16 protein-coding genes and 2 tRNA genes are annotated in these 17471 nt (G+C 62.9%); 12 read left to right on the top strand and 6 right to left on the bottom strand.

The annotated features are described in order from the left end of the window. The first annotated feature begins 10 nt into the window (after positions 1-10). The 4 genes from ACI3GR_RS06530 (at position 11) to ACI3GR_RS06515 (ending at position 5473) form a co-directional block, all read left to right on the top strand. A complete protein-coding gene (locus tag ACI3GR_RS06530; RefSeq protein ID WP_407493272.1) occupies positions 11-1861 on the top strand; it encodes a peptidylprolyl isomerase in 1851 nt (616 codons plus the stop codon). A gap of 130 nt (positions 1862-1991) precedes the next feature. Next, positions 1992-4034, top strand: a complete 2043-nt coding sequence (locus tag ACI3GR_RS06525; protein ID WP_407493271.1) for an ASKHA domain-containing protein — start codon at positions 1992-1994, stop codon at positions 4032-4034. A gap of 223 nt (positions 4035-4257) precedes the next feature. Further along, a tRNA-Gly gene (locus tag ACI3GR_RS06520) sits at positions 4258-4331 on the top strand. A gap of 44 nt (positions 4332-4375) precedes the next feature. Next, entirely contained in the window at positions 4376-5473 is a 1098-nt protein-coding gene (locus tag ACI3GR_RS06515) for an AbrB family transcriptional regulator (protein WP_407493270.1), read from the top strand. Here ACI3GR_RS06515 and ACI3GR_RS06510 read toward each other — a convergent pair. From ACI3GR_RS06510 to ACI3GR_RS06500, 3 genes are all read right to left on the bottom strand, one after another. Next, complete coding sequence (locus ACI3GR_RS06510) at positions 5470-7293, bottom strand: ABC-F family ATP-binding cassette domain-containing protein (protein ID WP_407493269.1); 1824 nt, start codon at positions 7291-7293, stop codon at positions 5470-5472. The genes ACI3GR_RS06515 and ACI3GR_RS06510 overlap by 4 nt on opposite strands. A gap of 156 nt (positions 7294-7449) precedes the next feature. Beyond that, positions 7450-8187, bottom strand: a complete 738-nt coding sequence (locus tag ACI3GR_RS06505) for a GNAT family N-acetyltransferase (protein WP_407493268.1) — start codon at positions 8185-8187, stop codon at positions 7450-7452. 112 nt (positions 8188-8299) lie between these two features. Next, positions 8300-8764, bottom strand: coding sequence for an outer membrane protein assembly factor BamE (locus ACI3GR_RS06500; protein WP_407493267.1), 465 nt, complete (start codon positions 8762-8764; stop codon positions 8300-8302). 127 nt (positions 8765-8891) lie between these two features. Here ACI3GR_RS06500 and ACI3GR_RS06495 point away from each other — a divergent pair, with 127 nt between their 5' ends. The 7 genes from ACI3GR_RS06495 to ACI3GR_RS06465 all read left to right on the top strand — a co-directional run bounded on the left by ACI3GR_RS06495 (position 8892) and on the right by ACI3GR_RS06465 (position 13506). Beyond that, positions 8892-9482, top strand: coding sequence for a YceD family protein (locus ACI3GR_RS06495; protein WP_407493266.1), 591 nt, complete (start codon positions 8892-8894; stop codon positions 9480-9482). Between the two features lie 185 nt (positions 9483-9667). Continuing rightward, positions 9668-9874, top strand: a complete 207-nt coding sequence (gene rpmF / locus ACI3GR_RS06490) for a 50S ribosomal protein L32 (RefSeq protein ID WP_407493265.1) — start codon at positions 9668-9670, stop codon at positions 9872-9874. Between the two features lie 27 nt (positions 9875-9901). Continuing rightward, positions 9902-11041, top strand: a complete 1140-nt coding sequence (plsX, locus tag ACI3GR_RS06485) for a phosphate acyltransferase PlsX (protein ID WP_407493264.1) — start codon at positions 9902-9904, stop codon at positions 11039-11041. Next, a complete protein-coding gene (locus tag ACI3GR_RS06480; RefSeq protein WP_407493263.1) occupies positions 11038-12012 on the top strand; it encodes a beta-ketoacyl-ACP synthase III in 975 nt (324 codons plus the stop codon). The genes plsX and ACI3GR_RS06480 overlap by 4 nt, the downstream gene beginning before the upstream one ends. Before the next feature lie 143 nt (positions 12013-12155). Further along, positions 12156-12458 carry an integration host factor subunit alpha gene (ihfA, locus tag ACI3GR_RS06475; RefSeq protein WP_407493262.1) on the top strand — a complete coding sequence of 101 codons (303 nt, stop codon included), beginning with the start codon at positions 12156-12158 and terminating at the stop codon, positions 12456-12458. A 26-nt stretch (positions 12459-12484) separates the two neighbouring features. Beyond that, on the top strand, positions 12485-13345 hold the full coding sequence (locus ACI3GR_RS06470) for a MerR family transcriptional regulator (protein WP_407493261.1): 861 nt from the start codon (positions 12485-12487) through the stop codon (positions 13343-13345). Positions 13346-13429: 84 nt separating this feature from the next. Next, positions 13430-13506, top strand: a tRNA-Pro gene (locus ACI3GR_RS06465). A 148-nt stretch (positions 13507-13654) separates the two neighbouring features. Here the strand turns inward: ACI3GR_RS06465 and ACI3GR_RS06460 are convergent. The 3 genes from ACI3GR_RS06460 to ACI3GR_RS06450 form a co-directional block, all read right to left on the bottom strand. Further along, the gene (locus tag ACI3GR_RS06460) at positions 13655-14425 is read right to left on the bottom strand and encodes a SpoIIAA family protein (RefSeq protein WP_407493260.1); all 771 of its coding nucleotides are present in this window, start codon (positions 14423-14425) and stop codon (positions 13655-13657) included. A 270-nt stretch (positions 14426-14695) separates the two neighbouring features. After that, positions 14696-15085, bottom strand: coding sequence for a Zn-ribbon domain-containing OB-fold protein (locus tag ACI3GR_RS06455; protein ID WP_407493259.1), 390 nt, complete (start codon positions 15083-15085; stop codon positions 14696-14698). Then, positions 15082-16230: a thiolase family protein gene (locus ACI3GR_RS06450; RefSeq protein WP_407493258.1), complete on the bottom strand. Its 1149-nt coding sequence runs from the start codon at positions 16228-16230 to the stop codon at positions 15082-15084. The genes ACI3GR_RS06455 and ACI3GR_RS06450 overlap by 4 nt, the downstream gene beginning before the upstream one ends. 148 nt (positions 16231-16378) lie before the next feature. Between ACI3GR_RS06450 and ACI3GR_RS06445 the strand changes: the two genes are divergently transcribed. Next, on the top strand, positions 16379-17461 hold the full coding sequence (locus ACI3GR_RS06445; protein ID WP_407493257.1) for a 2'-deoxycytidine 5'-triphosphate deaminase: 1083 nt from the start codon (positions 16379-16381) through the stop codon (positions 17459-17461). Positions 17462-17471: the final 10 nt, after the last annotated feature.

Here is a 17471-nt window from a genome sequence, read left to right as displayed (position 1 = left end):
AACGGCAGGAATGGCAAGCAAGACGGGCAAAACGGCTGGTAAGACGGCGATGTGGGTTCTGATGGGTCTACTGATCCTCGGGCTGGGGGGCTTTGGCGCGACCAGCTTTACGGGCAACGTCCGGTCCGTCGGATCCGTTGGCGATCAGGATATCGGCGTGAACGAATACGCCCGCGCCCTTCAGAACGAAATCCGCGCCTTCGAGGCGCAGACCGGGTCGCCCATGTCTCTGGAACAGGCGCAGGCGCTTGGTCTGGATCGCCGCGTGCTGTCGCAGCTTGTCACTAATGCCGCCATGGACGACGAAGCCGCGCGCATCGGCCTGTCTGTCGGGGACGAAACGCTGGCCAAGCAGGTCCAGACGATCCCCGCCTTTCAGGGTGTGGACGGTCAGTTCGACCGCGACGCCTATCGCTTTGCCATCGACCAGACGGGGATGAGCGAGAGCGAGTTTGAAAGCGGCCTGCGTGATGAAACCGCCCGCACGCTGTTGCAGGGGGCTGTGATCTCTGGCTCCGCCCTGCCCGCGTCTTACGTGGATACGGTGCTGACGTATTTTGCCGAACGCCGCCGGGTGACATGGGTGCGCGTGGATGCGTCCCAGTTGGAAGGCGACTCGTACGAGCCATCGGACGAAGACCTGATGACGCTGTATGAAAACCAGATCGAGGATTTCACCCTGCCCGAACGCAAGGTGATTACCTACGCCTGGCTAACGCCCGAAATGATCATCGATCAGGTCGAGCTGGACGAAGAGCTGCTGCGCCAAGAATACGAAGCACGCTCTGCCCAGTACAACATCCCCGAACGCCGTTTGGTGGAACGTCTGATCTATTCTGATCAGGGCCGGGCCGAAGTGGCGCAGAACCAGTTGAACAACGGGTCGATGACCTTCGAAGGTCTGGTCGAAGAACGCGGTCTGTCGCTTGGCGACGTGGACCTTGGCGATGTGACCCAAGCCGATCTGGGCGAGGCCGGAGAGCAGGTCTTTGCCGCAGAATCCGGCGATGTGGTCGGCCCGATCGAAACCTCGCTTGGTCCGGCGTTCTTCCGGGTAAACGGTGTTCTGGCCGCAGAAGAGACGACCTATGAAGAGGCCCTGCCCGATCTGCGTCAGGAACTGGCCTTTGATCGCGCCCGCCGCATCGTGACGAACATGTCCGAACCCGCCGAAGACCTGCTGGCCGGTGGCGCCACGCTGGAAGATCTGGCAGCGGAAACCGATCTGATGCTGGGCAATGTGGACTGGGCCGAGGGTCAGTCCGAAGGCATCGCCGCCTACGAAGGCTTTGACGCCGCTGCTGCCGCGCTGACGGCCGACGACTACCCCGAGATCATGCAGCTGGACGATGGCGGCATCTATGCCATGCGTCTGGACGATGTGCTGCCGCCCGAGCCTGTCCCCTTTGCCGAGGTGCGCGACCGCGTGCGCAGCATCTGGGAAACCCGCCGTCAGATGGAGCGTCTGCGCGCCGTCGCGGAAGACATGATGGGCAAGCTGGGCGAAGCGGCTGATTTCGCGTCGCTTGGGCTTGAGGTGAACAGCGAAGAGGCGCTGACACGTCAATCCTCGGTTCTTGGTGCCCCGGAAGAATTCGTCGAAAAGGCGTTCCAGATGGAGACCGGAGAGATCGCGATGGTCGATGGGTTTGGTGCCGTGCTGATCCTCAAGCTAGAGGAAATCCTGCCGCCGAACATGGAAAACCCCGATGTGGCCGCGGCCCGCAATTCGCTGGAACAGCAGCTGCAAAGCTCTGTTGCGCAGGACGTCTATCGCCTGTTTTCGGAAAACGTGCGCAGCCGCGCCGGGGCCGAGATCGACCAGCAGGCGATCAACGCGGTGCACGTGAATTTCCAATAAGCCGCAAGCCGCCCGCAATGCGTCGTTTGGCAGTCTTTGCCAAGTGCTGCGGGCGGGCTAGCTTGCCCCCGACGGCGCCGGGATCCCCCGTGCGCCGCGTATCCATAGTGACCAAGACCCCGAGGCTTTGATGTCCGACCAACCGCTTGTGATCTTTACCCCGTCCGGCAAACGCGGCCGCGTCGCCCCCGGCACCACCGTTCTGGCCGCTGCACGGCAGCTGGGTGTCGATCTGGATTCCGTCTGCGGCGGGCGCGGCATCTGTTCCAAATGTCAGGTGACCCCGTCCTTTGGCGAATTTTCCAAGCACGGCGTCACGGTGCGCGAAGACGCGCTGTCGGACTGGAACAAGGTCGAACAGCGCTACGACGACAAACGCGGGTTGACCAAGGGGCGGCGTCTGGGCTGTCAGGCCTGCATTCAGGGCGACGTGGTGCTGGACGTGCCACCGGAAAGCCAGGTGCACCGTCAGGTCATCCGCAAATCCGCCGACACCCGCCCCATGGTCATGGACCCGGCAACGCGGCTGTATTTCGTCGAGGTGGAAGAGCCCGACATGCACGAACCCTCGGGCGATTTCGAACGTCTGACGCGGGCGCTCAAGGATCAATGGCCGGATCAGGATTTCGCGGGCCTTACCGCCGCGCCAACCCTGCTGGCCAAACTGCAGGACGTGTTGCGCAAGGGCAAATGGCAGATCACGGTCGCGGTCTATGCCGATCACACCGGCGCTGCGCCTCTGGTTCTGGACGTCTGGCCTGGTCTGCATGAAGCTGGGCTTTACGGTCTGGCGATCGACCTCGGTTCCACCACCATCGCGGCCCACCTGACCGATCTGGACACCGGAGAGGTCAAGGCCGCCTCGGGCCTGATGAACCCGCAGATCCGCTTTGGCGAAGACCTGATGAGCCGTGTGTCCTATGTCATGATGAACCCGGGTGGAGAGGTCGAGCTGACCCGCGCCGTCCGCGACGCGCTGGCCGATCTGGCCAAGGCGCTGTCCGAAGAGGCCGGGATCGATCCGCAGCTAATCGTGGAATCGGTGATCGTCTGTAACCCGGTGATGCACCATCTACTGCTGGGCATCGATCCAACCGAACTGGGTCAGGCGCCCTTTGCCCTCGCGCTTAGCGAGGCGCTGTCCCTGCCCGCCTCTGATCTGGACCTGACCACCATCAACCCGCGCGCCCGGACCTATATCCTGCCGTGCATCGCGGGCCATGTGGGGGCCGACGCGGCCGCCGTATCGCTGGCCACCGCGCCCGAGCTTTCGGACGAACTGATGCTGGTCATCGACGTGGGCACCAACGCGGAAATCCTGCTGGGCGACAAACGCCGAGTGTTGGCCTGTTCCTCGCCCACCGGACCCGCGTTTGAAGGCGCGCAGATCTCCTCGGGGCAGCGCGCCGCGCCCGGGGCCATCGAACGGGTGGAAATCGATCCCACCACCAAAACCCCGCGCTTCCGCGTGATCGGCGTGGACCTCTGGTCGGACGAGGATGGTTTTGACGCCGCCGTTGCCAAAACGGGCGTCACCGGCATCTGCGGGTCTGGCATTATCGAAGCGGTCGCGGAAATGCGCACCGCCGGGATCCTCGACGGCTCTGGCCTCATCGGCTCGGCAGATCAGACCGGCACCGACCGCTGCCAGCCCGAAGGACGTACCCACGCGTACCTGATCCATGACGGCAGCGCCGACGGCGGGCCCAAGATCACCGTGACCCAAGGCGACATCCGCGCCATCCAGCTGGCCAAATCCGCGCTTTACGCAGGCGCGCGCCTGTTGATGGACGAACGCGGCGCAGACCGTGTGGACCGTATCGTTCTGGCGGGCGCGTTCGGTGCGCATATCTCTCCCAAGCACGCGATGGTGCTGGGCATGATCCCGGACGCGCCGCTGGATCACGTCTCCTCGGCCGGGAATGCGGCAGGTACCGGCGCGCGCATGGCGCTGTGTTCCATCACCGCGCGCAAGCAGGTCGAGGAAGGCGTGACCCGGATCACCAAGGTGGAAACCGCCATTGCCCCGAAGTTCCAAGAGCATTTCGTGAACGCCAACGCGATCCCGCACAAGACGGATGCCTTCCCGGACCTGCTGAAAATCGTCGATCTGCCGGACGTCAATTTCAACGCCGGCAGCGCCGACCGCACCGCCCGCCGCAGGCGGCGCTGACCTGATCCCGCAAGGCGCACGCCCCTCTTCTTCTGGTCGATAAATACCTTCGGCTACGCGAAATGCTTCGCATTTCTGCTTTCGCCCGACGCGAAATCCTTTCGGATTTCTGCTTGGGGGAGAGCGGCGCAGCCGCGAGGGGGCAATGCCCCCTTGTGAGGCCTCAAACCAAGCGATCCTGCTTGACCGTCTCTCGGCCTTCCCATATGCGTGATGCCACGCCGCGGGTGTAGCTCAATGGTAGAGCAGCAGCTTCCCAAGCTGACGACGAGGGTTCGATTCCCTTCACCCGCTCCAGCCTTCCTGCTGGCGATCTGCCCTGACATCGGACTTCCTTCCGCGTGACCTCTGCCCTGCGTATCTCCCCGACACTGATCATCGTGCATCTGGGATTGATCATCGTGGGCGCCTTGGGCGGGCTGGCCGCACGCGCTGTGGGGCTGCCACTGCCCTTTATCCTCGGGTCGCTGATCACCGTCGCACTGGCCGCGCAGATGGCCGAAATTTTCGACCGCACCCACCCGGATCGCCGTCGGCTTGTCCCCAAGGATTTCAAGTTCAGCGACACCTTCCGCGCGATTTTCATCGGCGTGGTCGGCATGGCCATCGGCACGCGCATCACGATGGATGTGCTTTTGAACCTGCCCAAGGCTGCGTTTTCCTTTGCCGCGCTAACGGCCTTCGTGCCCATCGCCTTTTTCCTGAACTATCAGATTTTCCGACGCATCGGCGGCTATGACCACGCGACGGCGCTGTTCTCTGGCTCTCCGGGGGGGCTGTACGAGGCGATCATGTTCGGCGAACAGCACGACGCGAATATGCAGCAACTGATGATGGCGCAGTTTCTGCGGATCATACTGGTGGTGACCCTGCTGCCGATCGGGCTGTCGATCTATACCGGGCACCCGGTCGGATCAGCCGCCGGACAGGGGCTGGCCCCTGCGGATACGGGGCTGGAGCATCTGCCGCTGGCGGCCGTGGTCGTGCTGCTGGGGCTGTATCTGGGCCGTCTGGTGCATATCCCTGCACCGCAACTGATGGGGCCGCTGATCTTGGGCGGGATCGTCACACTGTCTGGCGTGACCTCATTGGATTTGCCCAACTGGATGCTGTCGGTCGCACAGGTGATCATCGGCACGGCCCTTGGCACGCGCTTTGTCGGGATCCGGCCCATGATGTTGCTGCGCGGCGCAGGTCTGGCGGTGCTAAGCGTGGGGACGATGCTGCTGCTGGGCACCCTGATGGTGCTGGTGCTGGTGCCGCTGACGGGCGAACATTTCGACGTCATGCTGATCTCCTTCGCGCCCGGCGGCGTGACGGAAATGGCGCTGGTGGCCCTGTCGCTTGAGGCGAACCCGGCCTTCGTGACCGTGCATCACCTGTACCGCATCATCCTGACGGTGATCGTCGTGACCTGGGTGGCCAAGCGCGCGTTCTAGCCCGCTTCGGCCTTCTCCTCCAAAGTCATCCATTCTTCTTCCGCCTCGGCCAAGGCCTTCTGGCGTTCGACCAGCGCCTCGGTCCCCTTTGCGAATTTCGCGGGTTCCTTGGTGTACAGATCGGGCTGGGCAAGGAAGCTTTCCAGCTTGGCGATCTCTGCCCCAAGGCGGTCGATCACACCGGGCAGTTCGGCCAGACGGTGGCGTTCGGTAAAGCTTAGCCCGTCCGCAGGCGCGGCCTTTGGCTTTGCCTCTGCCGCGGGTTGGGTGTTGGACGCCGCAGGTTTCGACGCTTTGGTCGTCGTCTCGCTATCCCCGCGCTGCGCCATGTAATCGCTGTAGCCGCCCGCATAGACCGTCGCCCGCCCATTGCCCTCCATCGCTATGGTGGTGGTGGCGACGCGGTCGATGAAATCGCGGTCGTGGCTGACCAGCAGCACGGTGCCGTCGAAATCGTCCAGCAGTTCCTGCAGCAGGTCCAGCGTTTCCACGTCCAGATCGTTGGTCGGCTCATCCAGGACCAGCAGGTTGCTTTCCCGCGCCATCAGCTTGGCCAGCAGCAGACGCGCCTTTTCGCCCCCCGACAGCGACCGGACAGGCGCACGGGCCTGCGCCTCGTCAAACAGGAATTCCTTCAGGTAGCCGACCACATGTTTCGGCTGGCCGCGCACCAGCACCTGATCGGCCTGCCCAGACACGCGCATGTCCTTGTCCCCGACAAGGTTTTCCCAAAGACTTTGATCCGGGTCCAGCGCCGCACGGCTTTGATCAAAGATCGCGGGGATCAGGTTGGACCCTTGGCTGACGGTGCCCGCGTCGGGTTGGATTTCGCCCATCAGCAGTTTGATCAGTGTGGTTTTGCCCACACCGTTCGGCCCGACAAAGGCCACCCGGTCACCGCGCATGATCCGCAGGTCCAGATCGCGCACGATCGGTTTGTCGCCATAGGTCTTGGTCAGGCCCGCGGCCTCAACCACCTTGCGGCCGGATTTGGGGCCAGAGGCCAGCTCCATCGCGGCGGTGCCCTGCCGTTTGATCTGGCTGGCCCGTTCTTCGCGCAGACCCTGCAGCGCGCGGACGCGGCCCTGATTGCGTTTGCGCCGCGCGCTGATGCCTTCGACGGCCCACCGCGCCTCGGCCTTGATTTTGCGGTTCAGCTTGTGGCGGGCCATGTCTTCGTCTTCCCAGACCTTGTCGCGCCACGCCTCGAATGCGTCAAACCCCTGTTCCTGACGCCGCACCGCGCCCCGGTCGATCCAAAGCGTGCCACGGGTCAGAGCACGCAGGAACGCGCGGTCGTGAGAGATCAGGACAAAGGCCTGCCGGGTCTGCTTCAGCTCGTCCTCAAGCCACTGGATCGCTTCGATGTCCAAGTGGTTCGTGGGTTCGTCCAGCAGCATCAATTCGGGCGCTTCGGCCATCAGCTTGGCCAGCGCGGCGCGGCGGCGTTCCCCGCCAGACGCGGTGGCGACAGGGCGATTGGGATCGAATTTCAACCCTTCGGAGGCCATTTCGACCTTATAGGCCTCGGCCGGGTCCAGCGCTGACGTCGCAAAGTCGCCAAGCGTGGTGAAGGCGCCCATGTCCGGGTCCTGCTCCATGTACCCGACAGAGGTGCCGGGGGTCACAACGCGGTCCCCTTCATCCACGTCGACCAAGCCCGCCATGACCTTCATCAGGGTCGATTTGCCAGACCCGTTGCGGCCCACCAGCGCCATGCGGTCGCCGGGCTGGATCACAAGGGACAGGTCGGCGAAAACGGGGTCGCCGCCGAAGGTCAGAGAGATGTCGGAAAGCTGAAGAAGGGGTGCGCGTGCCATGCCGCTGCGCTAGGGCTTTCCACGATTGCCGTCAAGGGTGGCTGAGGGTCCTATGGGGGCGCTGCCCCCTCGCGACTGCGTCGCTCTCCCCCGGGAATATTTAAAGGACCAAAGAAGCCCTTTCAGCTTGATAAAAATATCCCAGCCGGAGGCATCCTACATCGCCGTCGCGCGCAGCAGACGTTTCCGCGCGGGCGGGATGGCGCGGATTTCCAGACCCGTGAAGACGTGCAGCGTGTTCATGTGGCTGTCGACGACCGCATGATCGCTGACCCATCCGCCCATCATCAGGTAGGTGCGCAGCAGTGGCGGCATTCGAAGCATAGCCAGTTTCGCATCAGGCTTACGGCGTAATTTTTGCGCAAACCGAAAGACCTTGGGCGCTTTGACCTTGGGCAGCCAGCGCTTGGGCGCAAGGTGGCGTTCCTTCAGCATGGCAAAAGCGTCGCGATACTGGCGGGCGTCGGTGCCGTGGAAAGACGAACAACCAAACAGCATCTCGACCCCTTGTTCATCCACATAAGTCGTCATCGCGCCCCAGGCGACGCGCAGGATGTCGGGGTCTTTCACGTCCGGGTCGATGCAAAAGCGGCCCATTTCCACCATCGGGCCGTCAAAGGCCTCGAGCGCGGAAAGCTCGTAATATTGCGCGGAATAGCTGCGGGCGATGTCTACGCCGCCAGACAGGGGCAGGATGCGGAAACAGCAGACCAGAGCGTCAGTGCGCTGATCCTCGACCAGCACGTGGTCGCAGATCTCGTCAAAGTAATCGGCATCCAGATCCGCATCGGGATCGTCATGGAAGGCGCGGGTGCGCAATTGCTGCGCGGCCAGCAGATCCTCGGGCGACTCGGCGAACCGAGCGCGGTAACGACCTTTGCGTAGCGACAACATCTAGACACCTCCGCCGGGCCTAATGCCCGATAAAGAGTTAGGATGCCGCAGCTATGCCTGCAAGATGTATCGGTTTCGTGACGGCCCGCGCGGGTTTCGCAGGCCGCTGCGGTTACAGCGAGTCGCCGACCGAGGGGCCGAAGCTGCCAATATTGCGCAGCAGCTGTTGCAGGATGCCGTTGCCGCCGGTTTCGTTTGTCGTCACACGACGAGAGATCACGACCGCACGGCCCTGTTCCAGACCAAAGCGTTCGATGTTCTGCACGATACCGCCGTCGTCGAAGGTCACCGCGACGATTTCGCGTTCGATCACCTTCGGTTCGATCGGGCCGATGTGCCGCACGAGCGACCGGACATAGTAGAAACCGCTGTCGTCCGTCAGGCCAGAGGTGGTGGGCGCGCCCAGCACTTCGGTCACGGTATCGCGGGTATCGACGCCGACGGTGATCTGGTCCAGATCGTCTTCGGGCGGCACATATCCATGCGAACGGATGCGTTCCACACAGGCGGCCAGCGTCAGGACCAACCCGCCAACGAGCAGCAGTTGCGCGATCTTTGCCGCGGTAATCTTCGCCATGTCGTGCATCCCTGCCCCCAATTCCCTGCCCCGCGTCCCTAGCAAGAGTGGCCCTTGTAAGAGTGGCGCGTGGCTTTTATCCCGATTACATCAACTTATCCCCCCGGTTCAAGAAAGGATCCGCGCCATGGCCTCTGCCCCCCGCTCTGACACGGTGTTGCGACTGGCTGATCTGAACGATCGCAAGGCCCATGACATCCTGCTGACGCCGGACGAGCCGACGATGGCCAAGATCGCGACCGAGCTGAAGCTGATCGCGCTGAAGAAGATGCGCTTCGCCGGGAAGCTGACGCCCAAGGGCAAGCGCGGCTGGACGCTAAGCGCGCAACTGGGCGCGACCGTGGTGCAGCCCTGCGTGGTGACGCTGGATCCGGTGACGACCCGGATCGAAGAAGAAGTCATCCGCCGCTATACCCCTGATACAGAGGCGTATCAGGCGCGCTCTGACGGGTCGGGCGACGGGGACGGCGTGCCCATGCCCGAAGACGATACGATCGAACCGCTGCCCGCCACGCTGGATCTGCAAGAGGTCATGGTCGAGGCCCTTGCGCTGGCCTTGCCGCTGTATCCGCGCGCCGATGGCGTCGATCTGGGCGAAGCGGTCTATGCGGAAAAGGGCACCGCGCCTTTGCGGGATGATGACCTGAAACCCTTTGCAGGGCTGGCCGGTTTGCGCGACAAACTGGCCAAGGACGATAACGACGACGGGTCTGCGTGAACCATGCAACGAATCGCTTGCGATTTTGCGTTTGAGGAGTATTTTCGCGCGCTCATCCGATTTGACCTTGAAAGCGTGGCGCTTGACCGATTAAGAGCCTCGCATCAGACGAAACTCGGCCCTGATCGCGTCGAGTGGCATGTAAGTGCTGCGCGATCACGGCCCCAGACTATAAAGGTTGCGACATGGCTGTCCAGCAGAACAAAGTCTCGAAGTCCCGGCGCAACAACCGTCGTGCGCATGACGCTCTCGTGGCTGCAAACCCGAATGAATGCCCGTCCTGTGGCGAACTCAAGCGTCCGCACCACGTGTGCCCGTCTTGCGGTTCCTACGCCGATCGCGAAGTCATCGCGATGGCCGACGAAGTCGATCTGGACGACGACGCAGCATAACCTAACGGTAAAACTGGGCGTACCCGCATGAGCGACGCAATTCGTCACACGCCAGCGGGACCCACGACCGAAGCCACGGAGCATTCCGGCGCTTCGGCCAGTCAGGGCCGCATTATCATCTCTGTCGATGCGATGGGGGGTGATCGCGGCCCTAATGCCGTTGTGGCGGGTATTGCCCGATCCGCGAAGAAGAACCCGGACATCGGGTTCATTTTGCATGGGCCGACCTCGGACCTGAAACGTATGGTTCAACGCCGCAAGGTGTTGCGCGGGCGTGTCGAATATCGTGACGCCCGCGATATCGTGCGGATGGAAGACAAACCCAGCCACGTGATGCGCCATGGCAAGGACACCTCGATGTGGTCCTGCCTGGAATCGGTGCGCAACAAAGAAGCGACCGTTGCCGTGTCCTGCGGCAACACCGGCGCGCTGATGGCGCTGTCGATGATCCGGCTGCGCAAGATCCCCGGTGTGAATCGCCCTGCCATTGCCGTGCTGTGGCCATCGCGGAACCCGTCGGGGTTCAACGTGATGCTGGACGTGGGCGCGGATGTGCGTGCGGACGAAGAAGACCTGCTGCAATATGCGCTGATGGGCGCGTCCTACGCGCGCAACGGGATGCATCTGGATCGGCCCCGTATCGGTCTGCTGAACGTCGGCACCGAAGAAAACAAGGGCCGGGCCGAGTTGAAAGCCGCGCATGACCTGATCGAAAAAGCCGCACCGGGCGGACATTTCGAATTCGTTGGCTTTGTCGAAGGCGGGGATATTCCGGGCGACGTGTGCGATGTGATCGTGACGGATGGCTTTACCGGCAACATCGCGTTGAAGACCGGCGAAGGCACGGCCAAGCTGATTGGCGACCTGCTGAAAGAAGCGTTCAAGTTTTCGCCCCTGTCGCGCATAGCGGCGGTTCTGGCGCTGACCTCCATGCGGCGCTTGCAGAAACGCATCGATCCGCGCCGGGTGAACGGTGGCGTATTCCTTGGGCTGAACGGCACGGTGGTGAAATCCCACGGGTCGGCCGATGCGACCGGGGTGGCCGCTGCGGTGAAACTGGCGTTCCAGCTGGCTCAGCAAGATTTGACAAACAAGATCAAGGCGCGGGTTGCATCCGCGAGCGCATCGGAACAGGATGCCGCCGAAGTTAACAAGGTGGCCGAATGACAATCCGCGCCGTACCGACCGGGATCGGGCACTATCTGCCCGACCGCGTCGTTCCGAACTCTGAATTTGAAGACACTCTCGACACGTCCGATGAATGGATCCGCTCCCGCTCTGGGATCGAGCGTCGGCATTTCGCGGCCGAGGATGAAACGACGAGCCAGATGGCCGTCAAGGCCGCCGAACGCGCGCTGGCCATGGCCGAGCTGAAGGCAGACGACATCGACGCGGTGATCGTTGCGACCTCGACCCCTGATCTGACCTTCCCGTCCGTGGGCACGATGGTTCAGCAGGGGCTCGGCATGACGCGCGGCTTTGCCTATGATGTGCAGGCCGTTTGCGCCGGGTTCGTCTTTGCGCTGGCCAACGCTAACGGGATGATCCTGTCGGGTCAGGCGGAACGCGTGCTGGTCATCGGGGCCGAAACCTTTTCGCGCATCATGGACTGGGAAGACCGCGCCACCTGCGTGTTGTTCGGCGACGGCGCTGGTGCGCTGGTGCTGGAAGCGCGGACAGGCACGGGCCACAGCGACGATCGCGGGATCCTGTCGGTCGATCTGAATTCCGATGGTCAGTATCGTGACATGCTGTTCGTCGATGGCGGCGTGTCCAGCACGGGCACCAGCGGCAAGCTGCGTATGCAGGGCAATGCGTTGTTCCGGCAGGCGGTGGAAAAGCTGGCCTCGACCGCGAATGCGGCGCTTGGCAAGGCCAATCTGGGTCATGACGACGTCGATTGGATCGTGCCGCATCAGGCCAATATCCGCATCATTCAGGGCACGGCCAAGAAACTGAACGTGTCGATGGACAAGGTGATCGTCACGGTTCAGGACCACGGCAACACCTCTGCCGCGTCGATTCCGCTGGCCCTGTCGGTCGGCGTGTCCGAGGGCAAAATCACCCCCGGTGACCTGCTGGTGGCCGAAGCCATCGGCGGCGGCCTGGCCTGGGGTGCCGTGGTGATCCGGTGGTGACGTCGCGGTCACCTGCCTGATTTCCACAGCAAAAACCTTTTTGTTCCAAGTCGTTGATATTGACTCGTATATCACTCCGACGCAGGATGCCTTAATGTGGTTTTAAAAAAGACCCTCTGCACGGCATCAAGGGAGGAATGGGAATGGGTGAAAAGACTTTGACACGACTGGATCTGAGCGAGGCGGTCTTTCAAGAGGTCGGCCTGTCGCGGAACGATTCCTCTCAGCTTGTTGAATCCGTTCTGACCCATATGTCCGACGCGCTTGTCGCCGGGGAACAGGTCAAGATTTCGTCCTTTGGCACCTTCTCGGTCCGGGACAAGGCGGCCCGCGTGGGCCGGAACCCCAAGACGGGTGAAGAAGTTCCGATCAGCCCCCGTCGTGTGCTGACCTTCCGTCCGTCGCACCTGATGAAAGACCGCGTGGCCGACGGCAACAAGTCGTAAGCCGCGCGCTTGAGGCGTCCGTAAGAATGGCAAAATCCGCAGACGCGTTCCGTACGATCAGCGAAGTGTCCGAATGGCTGGACACCCCGGCGCATGTGCTGCGCTTTTGGGAATCCAAGTTTTCGCAGGTCAAACCGGTCAAACGGGCCGGTGGTCGCCGGTATTACCGCCCCTCTGACATGGAGCTGCTGGGCGGGATCAAGCGGTTGCTGCACGAAGACGGGATGACCATCAAAGGCGTGCAAAAGCTGCTGCGCGAAAAGGGCGTGGCGCATGTGTCTGGCATGAGCCAGCCCTTGGACGCCGTCACCGCCGCCGTGCGCGACGCGATGGAGCCCAAGCTAAAGGACACCCCTGCCGATCCGCCCGCCGCCGTCGCCAAGCCCGACCCGGTCGAGGCCGTGCCCGCCGACGCCACCCCGGCCCAGCCGGTAGAGCCCGCGACGGAGCCCGCGATCGCCGCCAAGGTAGACGAGCCTGTCGCCGACGCCGCAGAAGACGCGGCAGAGCCGGTCGAGGCCGAAGAGGTTGCCGCCACCGTGGCAGACACGGCAGCAGAGATTGCGGCGCAGAACGACACGCCTGCTGACGCAGAGATCGCCGCTAATACCGCAGAGCCCGCGCCCACGCTTGAAGCCCCGACCACCGCCAATGTCGAAGCGCCCAAGGTGGATACACCGGCAGAGCCCGCAGCGGCACAGGCGACCGAGACCCCTGCCCCCGAAGCGCGCCCGCGCCCGGCCATCAAGGCGGTCGAGATCGAACATCGCCCCACGGTTCTGTCGCTGGCGCTGGCCCGCAAGACGCCGCTGCGCCCCGAAGATCAGGTCGAAGTGCGCCGTCTGGCCACCCGTCTGCAAAACTGGCTGTCGCGTCAGACCGCCTGAGGCACCTGCCGTAAAATCAATCTGCATATCGGCGCAGATTGCCCCTTGTCCTGCCCGCGAAAATCGATACATAGGCCGGACCGTCGGGCTATAGCGCAGCCTGGTAGCGCGTCCGTCTGGGGGACGGAAGGTCGCAGGTTCGAGTCCTGCTAGCCCGACCACTTCAATCCGCACGGTATCATAGGTCTTTGGGTGTCTGTTTCAGACGCCCTGCGGTGGCGTTTGTGGCCGCCGGGGACGCCTCCGGCGGGAGTATTTCTGGAAAGATGAACTTGGGACGCGGCGCATTTGCCCCGCGTCTGGTTTTTGTCAGGCAGCGGTCGGAATCGGTTGTTTGACCCACTCCCATGCGGCCTGTTCTTCGGCCATGGGAAAGATTTTCACGTCGACCTTGCTAACCAGCCGGGCCATGCCGGCAAAGGGGCGCACCCATTGGTGGTCGGTGACGATGGCGTAGCGGTGCAGCGCGCGGATGGCGTCCCATTTCATGCCCAGAAGCGCGCGGTCAAACAGGATTTCCGGATCGAAACCTGCGAAATGTTTCAGGCGCGCCAAGGCGTTGAACTGTCCCCCCTTATCAATGCGGTCGCGGAAGGGGCGCACGATGATGTCCATATCATCGTCGTCCATGTAGCCGTCCAATTCGAACGCCAGCACGTCGGGGTGATCGGTGTCGATCACGCTGAGGCCGGGTTTGCGCTCTTTCGGTTCCGGCAGATCGCGGGCCCAGTCTTCGGCGTCCCTGATCTCGGACGGCATGAAGACGCGGGTTTCCATCTTGGGGATGATCGGGTTGAGGTAGCGGACCATGCCCGCCCAGGTGCGGTTGCCAGTGATCATGGCGACGCGGGGCATTTTGGACATATCGCCCAACAGGCCGAATTCTTCGATTACGTCTTCCAGCATGGCGCCGGGGGTGATGTCCTTGAACCCTGTGATATCGACCAGAACGCCGGTGCGGTGACGTTCGTCAATTTCGGGTTTGAACTTGGCGTAGAAGTCTTTGACCTCCTCCCGCGACACGTCGCCGGTGATGGTAACGCGGAGGAGTTTCGGGTCTGTCGTGTCGAAGTCGATCATATTGCCCTCCTGTGGCTTATGGATCGTTCGCGCAGGACAGATATGGGGTTTCCGTGGCGGTGGTTCAATTGGGGCGGACTTCGAACATGTGTCCCGCCCGGCGGCAACGCCGGGCAGCGCCCCGTTGCCCGATAGGGGATTGCGAAGCAATTGCCCGATAGGGGATTGCGAAGCAATCGCCCGAAAGGGGGCCGCCCCATGGGCGGCGCTATCGCGCCACCCCGGGTCGGTGCTGCCCTGGTTCAGGACCGCAGGCGTCAAGTTTGTCTCTTAAATCAGTTTCGCGAACATCATCGTCGCGCCATCCTTTACCGGGTGGAACATGATCTGCGCGCGTTTGCCGATTTCCAGCGACTCGTTGTCCTCGGGCCGGAACTGGACATAGACGCGGGGGCCTTCGTCCAGCTCCAGGTAAGCCAAAGCAAAGGGGCCGCGGGGGCATTTGCGCATGTGGGTCCAGCTGTAGATCGTGCCGGTGCCGGGGCTTTCTTCCCAGTGCGTATCCGCCTTGTGACACAGCGGGCAGATGGTGCGGGGATACCAATGCGCCTCACCACAGGCGGGGCAGCGACGGATCAGGAACTTGCCCTGTTCCGCCGCGTCCCAAAAGGGTTTGGTTTCGGGATTGATGGGCGGGGCTGAGATCAGATCATAGCTCATGACAGACGCTCCAATACGGCAGAGGCGGCACCGTGGCGCACGGCCAGCGTGCCCCCGATGCCGGTGACGAAGGCCAGATCACAATTGGGGACCTGAACCGCCGGGTGCGCTTCGCCGCGCAACTGGCGGACGGCCTCCAGCACCTTGGTCAGGCCGCCGCGGTTGACGGGGTGGTTGTTGCACAGCCCCCCGCCGTCGGTGTTGAAAGGCAGTTTGCCCTGCCCCGAGATCAGGTTGCCATCGGCCACGAAAGCCCCGCCTTTGCCCTTTTCGCAAAAGCCGCAATCCTCAAGCTGCATCAGCACGGTGATGGTGAAACTGTCGTAGATCGAGGCGTATTTGATGTCGGTCGGCTTAACCCCCGCCTCTTCCATCGCTTTCGGCCCGGTGAAGGCCGCGCCGGAATAGGTCAGGTCGATCTTGCCGCCGTCCTGACCCTTGATCGCCTGCGCCGCGCCCTGCACCCGAATGTCGGGTTTGCCAAGGGATTTGGCGATTTCGGGCGTGGTGATGATGAAAGCGCCGCCGCCCTCAGAGACGACGCAGCAATCCATGCGGTGCAGCGGGTCGGCGATCATGGGGCTGTTCAGCACGTCATCCACCGTCACCACGTCACGCAGCATGGCGTGTTCGTTGTGCTGGGCGTGATGCGACGCGGCGACCTTGATCCACGCCAGCTGTTCAGACGTCGTGCCGAATTCGTGCATGTGGCGATGGGCGGCCAGCGCGTAGATGTTGGGCGGCGTGCCACCAAGGGGCTGTTCCCACCCGGCTTCTGGCCCTGCGGGGCGTGCGGCAGGTTTGTCGTGGCGCGGACGGCCCGCCAGCGTGACCAGCGCAATCTTGCAGCGGCCCATGGCGATGGCGGCGGCAGCGTCGTTCAGATGCGCGATATAGGACGATCCGCCCACATCGGTCCCATCGAAATAGGTCAGGTTTTTCAGGCCCATATAGTCAACGACCGACATGAACCACCCGGCGTCACCGGCGCAGAAATAACCATCCACATCGTCAAACGTCAGGCCTGCATCGGCCAGCGCGCCTTGGGCACATTCGTAATGCAATTGCGGGGTGGATTTGTCCGGTGCCTTGCGCAGCGGGTGTTCGTATATGCCAACGATGCTGGCAACGCCTTTGATACTCAAGGCGGGTCCTCCTTTGGTTCCTCGGCGTCATCTTACCGGTCGGTAAGTGCATGTCCAGACGGGTAAATGCGATGGCGGTTTTGAGGGGTCTGACGCCTTCCCTTCCCTGCGTGTGCAAAGTAGTCTGCGCCGACAGATGAGGAGCGCCATGACAGGTATCATTCCCAGCCAGCACCTGCGCGACATGATCGCCCGAGGCGAGATTGCCGGCACGCCCGAGATCACCGAGGCGCAGATCCAGCCCGCCAGTATCGACCTGCGGCTTGGGACCGTGGCTTACCGTGTAAGGGCGTCGTTCCTGACGGGCGAAGATCGCACGGTTGAGGAACGACTGGCCGAGTTCGAGATGCACCGCATCGACCTGACCGACGGCGCCGTGCTGGAAAAGGGCTGTGTCTATGTCGTGCCGCTGATGGAACGGCTGGCCCTGCCCGGTGGCGTGCAGGCGGTGGCGAATGCCAAAAGCTCGACCGGGCGGCTGGACCTGCTGACGCGCGCGATTGTCGATGGCGGGACGGAATTCGATCGGATCCCCGGCGGCTATACCGGGCCTTTGTACGCCGAGATTTGTCCGCGCAGTTTTTCCGTTCTGGTGCGTCCGGGGATGCGTCTGAACCAAATCCGGTTCCGGGCGGGTCAGGCGCGGCTAGATGATACCGCGTTGAAAGCGCTGCATAATCGCGTGCCGCTGGTAGATGGCATGCCGGTGATCGAAGATGGGCTTGGCTTTTCCGTCGATCTGAAACCGGGCGAAGGCGACATCGTCGGATACCGGGCGAAACCGCATACCGGCGTGATCGATCTGGACCGGATCGGCGAATACGATCCAGAGGATTACTGGGACGCGGTGCGCACGCGCAAGGAACGGATCATCCTTGATCCCGGCGCGTTCTACATCCTCGTCAGCCGCGAGGCCGTGACCATCCCGCCCGATCATGCTGCCGAAATGGCGCCCTATGTCGCGATGGTAGGCGAATTCCGCGTGCATTACGCGGGCTTTTTCGATCCCGGCTTTGGCCATGATGCCGCGGGCGGTGCCGGGTCGCGCGGCGTGCTGGAGGTGCGCTGTCACGAGGCGCCCTTTGTGCTGGAACACGGGCAGATCGTCGGGCGGCTGGTCTATGAGAAGATGGCGGCGGAGCCTGAGGTTCTCTATGGAGCCGACATGGCGTCGAACTATCAGGGTCAGGGTCTGAAGCTGGCCAAACATTTCAAGACGCCCAAGGCATAGGCTGACGCGC

This window comes from Pseudooceanicola aestuariicola (assembly GCF_045763785.1).
Taxonomy (GTDB): Bacteria; Pseudomonadota; Alphaproteobacteria; order Rhodobacterales; family Rhodobacteraceae; genus Pseudooceanicola.
Note: the sequence above shows the minus strand (reverse complement) of the source record. Positions and strands in the feature narration are given on the sequence as shown.

What these genes read in the sequence shown, in the direction of transcription:
- ACI3GR_RS06530 (WP_407493272.1), top strand. Translation starts at nt 11, where the DNA reads ATGGCAAGCAAGACGGGCAAAACGGCTGGTAAGACGGCGATGTGGGTT.
- ACI3GR_RS06525 (WP_407493271.1), top strand. Translation starts at nt 1,992, where the DNA reads ATGTCCGACCAACCGCTTGTGATCTTTACCCCGTCCGGCAAACGCGGC.
- ACI3GR_RS06510 (WP_407493269.1), bottom strand. Translation starts at nt 7,293, where the DNA reads ATGGCACGCGCACCCCTTCTTCAGCTTTCCGACATCTCTCTGACCTTC.
- ACI3GR_RS06505 (WP_407493268.1), bottom strand. Translation starts at nt 8,187, where the DNA reads ATGTTGTCGCTACGCAAAGGTCGTTACCGCGCTCGGTTCGCCGAGTCG.
- ACI3GR_RS06500 (WP_407493267.1), bottom strand. Translation starts at nt 8,764, where the DNA reads ATGGCGAAGATTACCGCGGCAAAGATCGCGCAACTGCTGCTCGTTGGC.
- ACI3GR_RS06495 (WP_407493266.1), top strand. Translation starts at nt 8,892, where the DNA reads ATGGCCTCTGCCCCCCGCTCTGACACGGTGTTGCGACTGGCTGATCTG.
- rpmF (WP_407493265.1), top strand. Translation starts at nt 9,668, where the DNA reads ATGGCTGTCCAGCAGAACAAAGTCTCGAAGTCCCGGCGCAACAACCGT.
- plsX (WP_407493264.1), top strand. Translation starts at nt 9,902, where the DNA reads ATGAGCGACGCAATTCGTCACACGCCAGCGGGACCCACGACCGAAGCC.
- ACI3GR_RS06480 (WP_407493263.1), top strand. Translation starts at nt 11,038, where the DNA reads ATGACAATCCGCGCCGTACCGACCGGGATCGGGCACTATCTGCCCGAC.
- ihfA (WP_407493262.1), top strand. Translation starts at nt 12,156, where the DNA reads ATGGGTGAAAAGACTTTGACACGACTGGATCTGAGCGAGGCGGTCTTT.
- ACI3GR_RS06470 (WP_407493261.1), top strand. Translation starts at nt 12,485, where the DNA reads ATGGCAAAATCCGCAGACGCGTTCCGTACGATCAGCGAAGTGTCCGAA.
- ACI3GR_RS06460 (WP_407493260.1), bottom strand. Translation starts at nt 14,425, where the DNA reads ATGATCGACTTCGACACGACAGACCCGAAACTCCTCCGCGTTACCATC.
- ACI3GR_RS06455 (WP_407493259.1), bottom strand. Translation starts at nt 15,085, where the DNA reads ATGAGCTATGATCTGATCTCAGCCCCGCCCATCAATCCCGAAACCAAA.
- ACI3GR_RS06445 (WP_407493257.1), top strand. Translation starts at nt 16,379, where the DNA reads ATGACAGGTATCATTCCCAGCCAGCACCTGCGCGACATGATCGCCCGA.